Source organism: Massilia sp. S19_KUP03_FR1 (genome assembly GCF_036688685.1).
In the GTDB taxonomy this organism is placed as follows: Bacteria; Pseudomonadota; Gammaproteobacteria; order Burkholderiales; family Burkholderiaceae_D; genus JALYUM01.
Genome location: NZ_JAQQPS010000007.1, coordinates 169,553 through 182,427, shown reverse-complemented (window position 1 = coordinate 182,427; position 12,875 = coordinate 169,553). Strand labels below are relative to the sequence as shown.

Sequence of the window (12,875 nt, the reverse complement as noted above, 5' to 3'; positions counted from 1 at the left end):
ACCGACAGGGTGTTCACGGCCTTGGTCTGACGCGCTGGCTGTACCGGCACGACCATGAGTGCTAGAATCGAGCCGTGAAAAACCTGTTCAAGTCGCTCATCGTCTGGCTGATGTTCGTCGCCATCCCGTTCCAGGGGTTTGCCGCGGCGAGCATGCTCACGTGCGCGCCGATGCAGGCCTCGGCGCCTGCGGCGATGCCGGCCGGACATTGCGATTCGATGAAGACAGCCCCGCACCACGCTGCGGCGGCGGGCGCTGACGCCACCGATCAGACTTTTTCCCAACACCACACTGGCGGCAAGTGCAACACCTGCGCCAGCTGCTGTTTCGGCGCCGTCATGGCGCCGGTCAGCGCGCTGGTGCGCGTGCCGGGCGAAACCTGCGCCCTGGCCGACTTCGTCTTTCAGGGCATCCATGTGCCCACAGTTGACCTCGATCTCCCGGAACGACCTCCCAAAAACTCGCTGACCTGACCAGAACGCGCCCGCGCAACCCCTTGGGGTGCTGCGTGCCCTGCTCAATGGCTGTGCCTGTTCGCTTGTCCAACAGGTAGTGCCGCCTACTTTCAGCGAAATACTCATGAGCTATCCAACTCGATTGACCGGCTTGCTGGCTGCCGTGCTGGCCACCGCTTGCGCGTCCGTGACCCCGGACGGCGGCTTCAACGGCGTGGCGCAAGTTGCTGGCGACCGACTCGGCAAGGACGCGCGCATCGTGCGCAATGACGCCGACCAGCGCGCGCTCGACAGCCTGGTGAGCGCCAAATTGCAGGCTCCGCTGCACATCGACGACGCAGTGCAAATCGCGCTGCTGAACAATCGCGCGCTGCAGGCAAGCTATTGGGACGTCGGCATTGCCCAGGCCGACCTGGTGCAGGCCGGCCGCCTGCAGAATCCATCGTTCTCGTTCCAGCGCACCCGCGCCGGCGGCGCTATCGAGATCGACCGTTCCGTCGGCCTCAATTTCCTGACGGTGCTGACGGCGCCGCTGGCCCGTCGCATCGAGGCACGCCGCTTCGAGCAGGTCAAACTGCTGGTCGCCGGCCAGATGTTGCAACACGCTGCGGCCACCAGGCGGGCCTGGGTGGAAGCGGTGGCGGCAGCGCAGGGCGTCGCCTACGCCAAACAGGTCGATGAAGCGTTTCAACTGAGCAGCGCGCTGACCGGGCGCATGGCGCAGGTGGGCAACAGCAGCCAGCTCGACCTGGCGCGCGAACAGGCCTTCCAGGCCGACGCCGCCGCTGCCCTGGTGCGCGCGCAACAACATGCCGTGTCCACCCGCGAAGCCCTGACGCGCCTGATGGGCTTGTGGGGAAACAACTCGGCCTTCCGTTTGCCCGAGCGCTTGCCGGATTTGCCCACCATGCCGCTCGATCTGCCGGACGTCGAAGCCATTGCGCTGCGTGAACGGCTCGATATCCAGGCCGCGCAACTGCGCGCCACCCAGACGGCTGCCGCGCTCGGCTTGACGCGCACGACGCGCTTCATCAATGTGCTCGACCTGGACTACGTGCGCAATAGCAAAAGCGGCGAGACCACGGCGCCCGGCTATGCGATCAAGCTGGAACTGCCCCTGTTCGACTGGGGCACGGCGCGCGTGGCGAAAGCCGAAGCGCTGTACATGCAGCAGGTGAACACGGTCGCGCAGGCGGCGATTGATGCGCGCAGCGAAGCACGCCAGGCTTACCTGGATTACCGCAGCGCGTACCAGCTGGCGCACCACTACCGCGACCAGGTCATTCCCTTTCGCAAGAAGATAGCCGATGAAACCATGCTGCGCTACAACGGCATGCTGATGAGTGTATTCGAACTGCTGGCCGATTCGCGCGCGCAGGCCGCAGCCGTGAACGGCTACATCGACGCCTTGCGCGATTTCTGGCTCGCCCAAACCAGGCTGGAGGCGGCCCTTGGCGGGCGCCTGCCGCCCGCATTCGCTACCCCTTTGAAAGGTCAACCATGACGTCGCGTCGATCGTTTTTGACCGGCACTGCCTTGGTCGGCGCCGCTGCGGTCACCCGCGCCGGCGCGGCCACGCTGCCGGAAGCCGTCACCCAAGCCTCGAGTGCGACCATGGCGCCTTTGTCGCCGCCCAATGGCCGCCCCTACAACCCGGTCGTCACCCTCAACGGCTGGACGCTGCCGTGGCGCATGCAGGACAACGTCAAGGAATTTCACCTGGTGGCCGAACCGGTCGTGCGCGAGATCGCACCCGGCATGAAGGCCAATTTATGGGGCTACAACGGCCAGAGTCCGGGCCCGACCATCGAAGTGGTGGAGGGCGACCGGGTGCGCATATTCGTGACGAATAAACTGCCGGAACACACCAGCGTGCACTGGCATGGCCAGATCCTGCCGTGCGGGATGGACGGCGTGACCGGCCTCACGCAACCGGGCATCGGGCCCGGCAAAACCTTCGTCTACGAGTTCGTCGCGAAACACGCGGGCACCTTCATGTACCACCCGCACGCCGACGAGATGGCGCAGATGGCCATGGGGATGATGGGCTTCTGGATCACCCACCCGAAAAACCCGGCGCTGCACGCAGTCGACCGCGATTTCGTGTTCCTGCTGAACGCCTACGACATCGAGCCGGGCGCCTACACGCCGAAGGTCAACACCATGCTCGACTTTAATCTGTGGACCTTCAACAGCCGCGCCTTTCCCGGCATCGACCCGATGGTGGTGCGCCTGAACGACAAGGTGCGTATCCGCGTCGGCAACCTGACCATGACCAACCACCCGATCCATTTGCACGGGCATCGCTTCGAAGTGACTGGCACCGACGGCGGCTGGGTGCCGCCCACGGCGCGCTGGCCGGAAGTGACCACCGATATTGCGGTGGGCCAGATGCGCGCGATCGAATTCGTGGCCGACAATCCGGGCGACTGGGCCTTCCACTGCCACAAAGCGCACCACACCATGAACGCCATGGGGCACCAGGTGCCGACCATGATCGGGGTCGACCACAGCGGCGTGGCCGAGCGGATCAATGCGCTGCTGCCCGACTACATGGTGATGGGCGACAAGGGCGGCTCGATGGGCGGCATGGAGATGCCGCTGCCGGAGAACACGCTGCCGATGATGACCGGCGAAGGCCCGTTCGGCGGCATCGAAATGGGCGGCATGTTCACGACCTTGAAAGTGCGGGCAGGGCAGGCGCGCGGCGACTACAAGGACCCGGGCTGGTACCGGCATCCGACAGGCAGCGTCGCGCACGAGTGGACCGGCGCGCTGCCGGCCGCCACCAGCGCGCCGTCAGCGTCGGCGAACCCAGGCGACACCGTCGTCACTGTCAAGAAGCCGGCGGGGCACCATGAACACTGAATTCCATCCCATCCTTCAGGAGGCGACCATGAAACCTTTTACCATTTGCACGCAATTGTTTTTCGTCCTTGTCGCTGGCCTGCTGGCCGTGCCAGCCGTACAGGCGCAAGAGGCCGCGCACCAGCATCACGACGCGCCTGTAGAGACCGTGCCGGGGCCCATGAGCGACGGCGAAGTGGTCAAAGTCGACAGGGAAGGGGGCAAGATCACCTTGCGCCACGGGCCGCTGGTAAACCTGAACATGCAGGGGATGACCATGGCGTTCAGGGTGGCGGAGCCGGCCATGCTCGACCAGGTCAAGCCGGGCGACAAGGTGCAGTTCGTGGCCGATAAGGCGGGTGGCGGGTTGACCATCACGGCGCTGCAAAGCGCGAACTGAGTAAGCATCAGAAATTTCATGTGTGGTGATGAAGCAAAACTTGCCTGCACCAACCTACCAAAAACCGTCATCCCGGCGCAGGCCGGGACCCATAACCCATCTGCAGCACGTCAAAGTATGCGCGGCAGAGCCGCAAACGTCCCGTGTCTTGCGGCTCTGCCTCGCACTGCGGTCTTAAATGCAACGATAACGCATACATTGGGTGGCCGATTCACGGTAAATCTCTGGCCGCTACTTAGATCATCAAAGCTGCGGCGTCAGGTGTATCGCCAGGCCGCCGCCCGGCGTACTTGCAGCACGTCCTGCGCCGTCACGGTCTTCGTTTCGGTGACCAGTTCGAAGTGGCGCGCTGTGCGGTAGTCGGCCTGGTCGCCGTCGCGGTAGATTTCGGCGCTGTAGCGCTGGCCCGCATCGAGGAAGGCCACCGGCCAGGCTCAGGGTGCCCGGCGTGTCATCCATCGGGCCGCTCAGCATGCGGGTGAACACCAGCTTGGCTTCGTGGTCGACGCCGCGCGCCTTCGCGCGAAATCCAGTTCGGACAGGTGCCCCAGTCGCTTTCCCAGCCGCGGTTCCAGCCCGGCCGCGTCGCCGGCGACTCGAAGCGCAGTGTCGATATGATGGCGTTTCCCCGAGGCTGCGATGGGTGCGGAGCGGTTAAAATCATCTGCCCGACCTGGGGTCATTTACCGGTACTGTTGAAAAAATGATGACAACGATTGCGCAGCTTGTCGCGACACGCGGTGCCGACCCGATGGTACGGCTGTTCCGGAGAAGCAGGTGGACGTGTATCGCGCTGCTCATGTTTTGTTCGATGGCGCATGCAATGCCGCCGCCGCGGCCGAATTCGATCACGCGGTTCCATATCGGGCCTGGTGACGGCTTGCTCGTGTCGACCAGCTATCAACGCTATTTTCGTGGCAGTCCGACCGGCAGCGTATGGGATCCCACGACGCCGGAAGCATGGCCGGTGCTCGATGCGCGTTTCGACGACGTGAACCCGATCATCGTGGGGCAGTCCGAATATGGCTGTGATGGCGCGGGCGTTTTTAAACGTGCGAACGCGGTCCGGACTGCGCTGGGCAGTTTGCCTGGCACGGACTGGTGCCGGTCCATCGTCTATTTCGGCGCCAACCTGTATGCGGTAACCCGGGACGCGTTGTATCTGAGCGACGATCTCGGCATGCACTGGACGCGCCTGGCCGGTCTGCCTTTTATCCAGAATGTGCGCTTGTTCTCGGGGCTGACGCACGGCGTCTACGCCAGCGCCATCTCGCTTGACGGGTCAAGCAGTGTCGCCTATCGATATGATCCTGAACGTGGCTGGAGAAAGATCGACTTTGGCGCGCCACGTTCGCGCGGGGACAATCCTGATGCCGGCTGGTATAGCGAAACCGACTTCCAGCCCAGCTTGATCGCCATGATCGACGATATCATGTACGCCAGTTCCTTTGCGGGCTTGGTGCGCAGCGTGGATGGCGGCCAGCGCTGGGAATCGTTCCAGGCTGGTCTGCCAGATCCCCTGAAAGCACGTAACATCGCTCCGCTCGATGTCGTGTTTGTGATACGCCAAAATAGCGCCGGCTTGCTGTATGCGGCGACCTGGCGCGGCATTTATCGCTATATCCAGCGTGAACAGCGCTGGGAGCCGATTCCACTTGACGGAACACGCATCGGCGATGCGTTCTTTGGCAAATGAGCGCTATGCACTCATGACTTGACAGCCACCGCGGCGGCGACCGCCCGCGTCGTTTCCCAGCCGCCGCCCAGTGCCAGGAACAGCTGCACCTGGTCCAGCGCCAGCTGCGCATCCGACCCGGCCAGCGCCGATTCCGATGCCGCCAGGGTGCGGTCGGCGTCGAGCTGCGACAGGAAATCGGTACGGCCGAACTGATATAACCTGGCCGACTGGCGCGCCGCCAGTGCGCTCTGGTCGCGCGCCGCGCGCAGGGCGGCGTTGCGGTCCAGTTCGCGGGCATAGATGGTCAGCGCGCTTTCCGTTTCGCGCAGTGCGTTCAGGACCACACCATCGAAACGCGCGAGCGCGGCGCTGGTGGCGGCGCTCGCGACGGCGATGCGGGTGCGTGCGGAACGCGGCGATGGAATATTCCATGAGATGAGCGGGCCCAGCGACCACTTCCACGTGTTGGCGTCATTGAACTGGCTGTTCATGCCGACGCCGCCGAACGACGCGCCCAGGCTGATGTTTGGATACAGCTCGGCCGTGGCCACGCCGATGCGCGCCGTGGCGCCGGCCAGCTGGCGCTCGGCCTGGCGCACGTCGGGACGGCGGCGCAGCAGCGCCGCGCCATCGCCGACGGGAATGGCGGCGGCCACGCGCGGCGGCGTGGCGCATTGCGCGACGTCGACCGGGAACTGGCCCGGCACTGCGCCGGTGAGCACGGCCAGGCGATACAGAGCGACCCGGCGCCGTGCTTCCAGTGGCGGCAGATTCGCGCGCAGCTGTTCGAACTGGGCCTGGGCGCGACTGGTTTCCAGTGCCGTGCCGCGCCCGCGCCGGATGCGCTCCCCGGTCAGTTGGATAAAACGCTGCTGCAGGTCGAGTGTAGCCTGCGCCACCTTCAGCTGGTAACCTGCCGAGCAAGCCTCGGCGTAGGCCCGCGTGGTGTCTGCGGCCACTGTCACGTGGGCCAGGTCGCTGGCCGCCTGCGCGGCATCGGCGTCGGCTTCCACCGCTTCGATGGCGCGCTTGATGCGGCCCCACATGTCGACCTGGTACGACACGCGGATATCGCCTTCGTACAGGCCGGTGCGCGGCAAGACCTCGGGAATGCCGAGCGAGGACCCGGCAACGCGACCGTATTGCGGCGCAATTTTAGCGTCAACATCAGGCGTTTTCTTTTCTTCGACTTGCTCGACGATCGCGTGCGCGCGCTGCAGGTTCGCCGCGGCCATGCGCAGGTCGGTATTCGCGGCAAACGCTTGCACAATCAGCCGCTCCAGTACCGGGTCCTGGTACAGGCGCCACCACGCGGGTGGCAAGGGCGCGGACTGGAACGGTGTTCCGGACGCACCCAGGAACGGCGCATTCGCGGCCGGGCGGTTGAGGATGGCGTCCTGCGGCACCTTGTAGTTCGGGCCGACGGTGGTGCAGGCGGCCAGCGCGGCTGCCAGCAGCGTCATGGTGACAGTTTGGGTAGCGCGGTTCATGTGACTCTCACTTGGTGGTGGCAGCGATTTTTGTTGTTGAAGCGGCTGCTGGAGCGGCGCCGAGGACCTTGACGGTCGCGGTCAGTCCGGCCACCAGGCGCACGCTGGCCGGCACCGGATCGAGCGCGATGCGCACCGGGATGCGCTGGGCCAGGCGCACCCAATTAAAAGTCGGGTTCACGTTGGGCAGCATGTTGGCGCCCATCGAGCGCTCGCGGTCGGCGATGCCGCTCGCGAAACTCTCGACGTGGCCGTGAATGGGCGTCCTGGTGCCCATCAGCGTGATGTCGACGCGGTCGCCCAGCGCAATGCCGGGCAGCTTGGTCTCTTCGAAATAACCTTCGACGTAGAACGAGCTGCTGTCGACCAGGGCCATCACGGGCCGCGTGGCGGTGGCGTAGGAGCCTGCGCGCAGGTCGAGGTTGGTGACCGTGCCGTCGACGGCGGCGGTAATGCGTGTGCGCTCGAGGTTGAGTCTGGCCGTGTCGCGGTTGACGATGGCCTGCGCCAGCGCCGCCCTGGCCTGGTCGGCGCGGGTCTGGCCCTGCTCGCGCGACTCGGCCGACACCAGGTCATCGAGCTCGGTGTTGCGCTTGTTTTCGCGCGCGGTCTGGCCCAGCGCGGCCTGGGCGGCCGTCACTTGTGCCTCGCTCTGGCGCAGGGCCAGCTCGAAGCGGGCCCGGTCCAGGTCGAACAGCGGGTCGCCCGCTGTTACATGCTGGTTGTCGTGTACGTACACCTTGGTGACCTGGCCGGTGACGTCGGGCGCCACTTGCACCACGTAGGCTTTCAGGCGCCCATCGCGGGTCCAGGGTTCCACTTCGTAGTGCTGCCAGAGCTGCACCCCGACGTAGATGGCGCCGGCGCTCGCTATCAGGGTGACCAGAATGCGGCTCGTCGCCGCCAGTATTTTTTTCGTTGCCATGTCAGGACCAGTTACGTGTGAAGTATGTCAGTGCGCCCAGCACCAGAATGAACAGGGAAAAGTCGAACAGCGCCGGGTGCCACACCACGCGGTAGAACGCCGTGCGCGCCAGCACCAGCTTCAGGAGGCGCGTGACGAGCAGCGCCGCCAGCGCCAGCAACAATAAAGGTGGAAGGAACAGCCCATACAGGCTCACTTCGCCGATCATGCGACGCTCCCTTCGGTTGGCATGGGTTGATAGGGGGGCACGGACGGGAACAGGTCGCGCCGCACGCTGGTGAGAGAGGCCAGCGCGCGCGCGCGCGCCGCATCGCGCGCAGCGGCGCTGATCGCGCGCAGGGCATGGTCGAGCGCAGCGAGCAACTGGCGTTCGCTGGCGTCGTCGCGCGCGGGCAGCAGCGCGAAGCGGGTCGCCAGCTGGCGCATCACGGGCGCCAGCGCGGCAGCGTCAGGGCCCAGGTCGGCGCGCGCGTTCTGCAGCACCGTCATGTTCAGGCCGATGCGTAAATCGTTGAAGGCGCCGCTGGCCTGGCTGACGCCGGCCTGCGCCAGGCGCGGCGTCAGCAGCGCGATGCGGTCGACCATGCGCGCCGAGAAAGCCGCCAGCGTGATCTTTTCGCCGCCGCCCAGGCGCGCCAGTTCGCGCCAGCCGGCTTTCAACAAGCGCCGCGCGGTCCAGTCGGCGCCGACGCGGCGCAACAGGCCGGTGGTGGCCGCCGCCACCGCGACGCCGAACAGCTGCGCCAGCGTGACGTTCACGAAGGTGACCATGTCGGCACTGTGGGTGTCGATCATCGCCAGCGTGCCGCAAATTCCGAACAGGAACGGCATGGCGCGGCCAAAGGTGGACGGGCGCGCCAGCAGGACGCCAATCGCAAGGAAGGCTGGTGCGCAGATCAGCACGAACATCTCGAAACTGTGCACCGCCGGCAGCAGCACCAGTAAATACAGCGCGGACGCGGGGACCGAATACACGGTCCATGCAAGAAAACTCTTGATGAACGGGACCGGATCGTCCTGGGTCGAAAAGAAGCAGCACAGCACCGCCGCCATCATCGGCGCGGTGGCGCCGGCGGGCCAGCCGGTCAGGATCCAGAACGCGCAGCAGATCAACACGGCGACGATCGTCGCGCACGCCGACAGCGCGGCCATCCCGTGGTCCAGGTGCAGGCCGCCCGTGGTGACGCCCGGCTGGTGGCGCGCGGCGGCAGGCAATTTGCCGTGCACGCCGGCGTCGATGTGCTGGCGCAGGACGCTGGTTTCGACCCAGGCGTCGACCAGGCGGCGCAGGCGCGCTGCCAGGTTCAGTTCCAGCAGGCCGATCCAGTCGATCTCGGCGCCGGGCGCAGGCAGGGCGTCGATGCGCTGGTACAGTGCGGCGCTGGTGGCCGCTACCTCGCTGTAGGGTGCGTCGGTCATGGCGACGATCGCATCGAGCAGCACCTGCCAGCGTGCCGCCACGGCCTGCGCATCGAGCGCGCGCAGTGTTTGCAGACGGTCCTCGACACCCGACACGATGGAGACGAATTGCGCCAGCCGTTCCTGCAGCGCGTGCACGGCGTTGGCGGTCCAGCGCAGGTGCGAGGTGTCGAAGGGCAGGTGGGTACTCATCAAACGCAGCTCGGTGATGTCGCCGGCCAGTTTGCGCCGGTCAAAGTCGGTATTGCGTACGCCGCTGGCATGCAGCGCATCGGCGATCCAGTGGCGCGCATCGCCGATTGCGCCATCGAGGCGCCGCAGGATGACGGGGCCGAACGGCTGCGGCAATACCAGGCTGTGCACCAGCGTCGCGCACAGCATGCCCAGCGTGATTTCTTCGACGCGGGCCAGGCCGATGTCGAACACGGCGCCCGGATCGTTCACCGCCGGGAAGGCGATCAAGCCGGCGCTGTAGCCGGCCAGCATCAACATATAGGAGCGCGGCGTGCGGTCCAGCAGCGAGACATACAAACAGCCGCCGATCCACAGGGCGATCACCAGCGACAGCAATTCGGGCGCGTTGACCAGGCGCGGCACGGCGAACGTGACGAAAATCGCCCCCAGCAGCGTGCCGCCGGCGCGATATACCCCTTTTGAGCGGGTGGGGCCGGCGAAGGGTGCGGCCACGATGTAGGCCGTCATCATGGCCCAGAACGGGCGCGGCAGGCCGATGCGCATCGACAGGTAGACGGCCAGCATCGCCGCCGCGAAAGATTTGACGGAGAACAGCAGCTCCGACCGTGACACCAGGCTCATGCTGCCGTGTCGTCGTTGCTGTGGGTGATCGCTTCGGGCAGGCCGGCCAGCACGCGCAGGCAGGTTTCCACATCGGCGGGTGAAAACGCGCCGAACACGTTCTGGCGGAACGGGATCAGCGCGCTTTCCATCAGGCTGGCGGTGTTCTTGCCTGCCTCGGTCAGGCTGAGGATTTTGGCGCGCCGGTCGACCGGGTCGTCGTGACGCAGCACCAGGCCGGTTTCGATCAACTGGTCGACCACGCGCACCAGCGACGACGGCTCCAGCCCGAGCGCGTCGGCCAGTACGCCGGGACGCACGCCGCTGCCGCCGAAGCGGCCGATCAGCATCACCGGCAGGCCGGTCGCTTCCGATAAACCGTAATCGGCCGCGACCTTGTCGGCGCCGGCGCGGTAGGCGCGCGCCGCCTGCGTCAAGGCCGTGGCAAGGCGCTTGTAGGTGTCATCTGGCAGTGTTGGTGGTGTCATCTGATGCGGGTGCGTAAAATTGGAATGCATAAGTTTAGCATCCAAAGTAGTTTCTTGCGGATCAAGCCTCGAAATGCCCGCACCGGTGCTGCCAGCACCGGTGCGGGCGCAGGGCGCTGGTCAGGAATGGTGACAAGCACACGATTGTCACGCTTGTGTCGTTTCTCGGGCGTGAGAAGTGATCATTTGCAACAATTCATGGCATGGCCGGATTTTTTTGCCTCCGCCGTGCCATACTGTAATTACTTTACCCACTGCAACTAACTCGCATGACGCACACGCAATCGCAGTCCGCCATCGATCAACTCGACCAGCTCCGCCGGCCCATGATCAAGCGCACGATCATTTTGATCGGCTGCTTTTGCTTCGTGCTGGTCGGACTGAACGTGTGGGGGCTGGTGGCCACTTACCGCGGCCAGCTGCAAGACACTGCTATCCGTACCGGCAACATGGCGCGCGCGCTGGCCTCGCATGCGGAGCGCTCGCTGAAGGTGGGCGATGCGATCCTTGGCGAAATGGTCGAACGCGCCGAGCGCGTGCAAGCGGTGCCGGAGGCGCGCGCGCATCTGCAAGGTCGCCTGCGCAACATCGCCGCGGCCACCCCGGAAATCCAGGAACTGTTTTTGTATGCACCCGACGGCGCGCGCCTGGTCACGTCGCTGCCGACCCTGCTGGACGGGCGCGACGCCGAACACGATTTTTTCCGCTACCACATGACCCACAAGGATCGCGGCACCCATGTCGGCAGTCCGATCCGCAGCCGCGCGAGCGGCGTGCTGATCATTCCGCTGACGCGCCGCATCGACCGGCCCGACGGCAGTTTCGGCGGCGTCGCGATGGCCTCGCTCAGCCTGCAATTTTTCCGCAAGTTTTACGACAGCATCGACGTCGGCAAGACCGGCACCATCGTCCTGGCGATCGACGACGGGACACTGCTGTACCGGCGCCCGTACAATCCGGCCATGTTGGGCGCAAAGGTGACCGGCGGTGCACTGGCGACGGTGTTCAAGGAGCAGGGGGCCGTCGGCACCGTCATGCTGGTGTCGAAAATCGACGGCATCGAACGCCTCTACAGCTATCGCCACCTGGAGGGGTTTCCGCTGATCGTCGCCATCGCGCAGGCCAAGCCCGAGATCCTGGCCGAATGGTGGGTGTCGATGGGCGAGACGAGTGGCATCGTGCTGTTCTCCATCGCCGTGCTGGGCTGGGGCGCGCGCCGTATGATAGGCCAGATGCGGGTGCGCGAAGCGCTGGAGAACGAGTTGCGACGCGCCCGTGACGTAACCGAATCGAACAACGTGGCGCTGCAGGCGCTGGCCAATACCGATAGCCTGACCGGCCTGGCCAACCGGCGCCATTTCGAAAAGACGCTGACCACCGAGCAGGATCGTGCGCGCCGCAATGGCAAGCCGTGTTCGGTGATCCTTGGCGACGTCGACCTTTTCAAGAAATACAACGACCACTATGGCCACGTGGCCGGCGACGCATGCCTGCGCCAGGTGGCCGCGGCGATTGCCGCCGGGCTGCGCCGACCGGCCGACCTGGCCGCGCGCTACGGCGGCGAAGAATTCATCGTGATCCTGCCCGAGACCGACCTGGAAGGCGCCTGCGCCGTGGCGCGCAACATCCGCGCGAAAATCGCCGCGGTGGCGCTGGCGCATGCCGACAGCCCGTTTGGCCACGTGACCATCAGCCTGGGCGTCTACACGGGTTACGCCAGCGCACAGGACGACGCGCCGGCGCACTGGGTGCAAAAGGCCGATGACTTGCTGTATCAGGCCAAGGCGGCCGGGCGCGACCGTTTCGTGGCACGCCAGGATGCGCCTGGCGGCGCCGCGCCGGCCAACCTGCAGCTGGTGCGCTAAGCTCGTGCACGAAGTACGCGCCGGTAAATGATGGGATAACGACCCACACCTGTCACCAGTGTCAGTCAGTGCTAGCGCCAGCCTGTTCCACCCGGTCGGGAGCGACTGATATCAGCAGGTCGGCAACGACGTCACCCCGCAGTGGGCCATCGACAAGTTCAGCGACGGCACGCATCTGGTTTCGCAGCGCGACCATGCGTGCACTCGGCTCGGGTTGGGTCGCCCAGACGCGTTCGGACGGCCATTGGGCATACGCAAAATAGTGGCCGTCGGCGCACCGGTGCAGGCGCGACCCCAGGCCACCTCGCTCATCGCGGATAAGTTCGGTGAGTTCCAGCCAGGCGTGCTCGAAGTCTCGCTCACGACCAGGGGCGACTTTCCATTTAAAGTAAATTGCATGCATAACATCCTGTCGGGTTGTTGCCCCATCCTGCCGATGGGCGCATTGCGCTTTTGGTATCCCTGAAAACACTATCAACTAGAATTATAGTTGACATCGTCACTACCCGCGAC

General features: G+C 65.4%; 13 protein-coding genes. 6 read left to right on the top strand and 7 right to left on the bottom strand.

Annotated features, from left to right (window positions below):
• Nucleotides 1-74: 74 nt before the first annotated feature.
• The 4 genes from V6M87_RS10055 (at nucleotide 75) to V6M87_RS10040 (ending at nucleotide 3,702) form a co-directional block, all read left to right on the top strand.
• Nucleotides 75-473, top strand: coding sequence for a hypothetical protein (locus V6M87_RS10055; RefSeq protein ID WP_332876477.1), 399 nt, complete (start codon nucleotides 75-77; stop codon nucleotides 471-473).
• Nucleotides 474-579: 106 nt separating this feature from the next.
• Nucleotides 580-1,959 (top strand): TolC family protein, encoded by a 1,380-nt coding sequence (locus V6M87_RS10050; RefSeq protein ID WP_332876476.1) that lies wholly within the window; start codon nucleotides 580-582, stop codon nucleotides 1,957-1,959.
• A complete protein-coding gene (locus tag V6M87_RS10045; protein WP_332876475.1) occupies nucleotides 1,956-3,323 on the top strand; it encodes a multicopper oxidase family protein in 1,368 nt (455 codons plus the stop codon). The genes V6M87_RS10050 and V6M87_RS10045 overlap by 4 nt, the downstream gene beginning before the upstream one ends.
• 28 nt (nucleotides 3,324-3,351) lie before the next feature.
• On the top strand, nucleotides 3,352-3,702 hold the full coding sequence (locus V6M87_RS10040) for a copper-binding protein (protein ID WP_332876474.1): 351 nt from the start codon (nucleotides 3,352-3,354) through the stop codon (nucleotides 3,700-3,702).
• Nucleotides 3,703-3,959: 257 nt separating this feature from the next.
• On the opposite strand, the gene V6M87_RS10035 is transcribed toward V6M87_RS10040, so the two are convergent.
• The gene (locus V6M87_RS10035) at nucleotides 3,960-4,127 is read right to left on the bottom strand and encodes a glycoside hydrolase family 97 C-terminal domain-containing protein (protein ID WP_332876473.1); all 168 of its coding nucleotides are present in this window, start codon (nucleotides 4,125-4,127) and stop codon (nucleotides 3,960-3,962) included.
• Nucleotides 4,128-4,405: 278 nt separating this feature from the next.
• Here V6M87_RS10035 and V6M87_RS10030 point away from each other — a divergent pair, with 278 nt between their 5' ends.
• Complete coding sequence (locus V6M87_RS10030; RefSeq protein ID WP_332876472.1) at nucleotides 4,406-5,398, top strand: hypothetical protein; 993 nt, start codon at nucleotides 4,406-4,408, stop codon at nucleotides 5,396-5,398.
• Nucleotides 5,399-5,409: 11 nt separating this feature from the next.
• Here V6M87_RS10030 and V6M87_RS10025 read toward each other — a convergent pair whose 3' ends face one another.
• The 5 genes from V6M87_RS10025 to V6M87_RS10005 are packed head-to-tail and all read right to left on the bottom strand — an operon-like array spanning nucleotide 5,410 to nucleotide 10,497.
• Nucleotides 5,410-6,870 carry a TolC family protein gene (locus V6M87_RS10025; protein ID WP_332876471.1) on the bottom strand — a complete coding sequence of 487 codons (1,461 nt, stop codon included), beginning with the start codon at nucleotides 6,868-6,870 and terminating at the stop codon, nucleotides 5,410-5,412.
• 7 nt (nucleotides 6,871-6,877) lie between these two features.
• A complete protein-coding gene (locus V6M87_RS10020) occupies nucleotides 6,878-7,795 on the bottom strand; it encodes an HlyD family secretion protein (protein ID WP_332876470.1) in 918 nt (305 codons plus the stop codon).
• Between the two features lies 1 nt (nucleotide 7,796).
• Complete coding sequence (locus V6M87_RS10015) at nucleotides 7,797-8,003, bottom strand: DUF1656 domain-containing protein (RefSeq protein ID WP_332876469.1); 207 nt, start codon at nucleotides 8,001-8,003, stop codon at nucleotides 7,797-7,799.
• On the bottom strand, nucleotides 8,000-10,030 hold the full coding sequence (locus V6M87_RS10010) for an FUSC family protein (RefSeq protein WP_332876468.1): 2,031 nt from the start codon (nucleotides 10,028-10,030) through the stop codon (nucleotides 8,000-8,002). The genes V6M87_RS10015 and V6M87_RS10010 overlap by 4 nt, the downstream gene beginning before the upstream one ends.
• Nucleotides 10,027-10,497: a MarR family winged helix-turn-helix transcriptional regulator gene (locus V6M87_RS10005; protein WP_332876467.1), complete on the bottom strand. Its 471-nt coding sequence runs from the start codon at nucleotides 10,495-10,497 to the stop codon at nucleotides 10,027-10,029. The genes V6M87_RS10010 and V6M87_RS10005 overlap by 4 nt, the downstream gene beginning before the upstream one ends.
• A gap of 269 nt (nucleotides 10,498-10,766) precedes the next feature.
• Here V6M87_RS10005 and V6M87_RS10000 point away from each other — a divergent pair, with 269 nt between their 5' ends.
• Nucleotides 10,767-12,362 (top strand): sensor domain-containing diguanylate cyclase, encoded by a 1,596-nt coding sequence (locus V6M87_RS10000; protein WP_332876466.1) that lies wholly within the window; start codon nucleotides 10,767-10,769, stop codon nucleotides 12,360-12,362.
• Between the two features lie 61 nt (nucleotides 12,363-12,423).
• Here V6M87_RS10000 and V6M87_RS09995 read toward each other — a convergent pair whose 3' ends face one another.
• Nucleotides 12,424-12,765 carry an antibiotic biosynthesis monooxygenase family protein gene (locus V6M87_RS09995; protein ID WP_332876465.1) on the bottom strand — a complete coding sequence of 114 codons (342 nt, stop codon included), beginning with the start codon at nucleotides 12,763-12,765 and terminating at the stop codon, nucleotides 12,424-12,426.
• Nucleotides 12,766-12,875 lie beyond the last annotated feature (110 nt).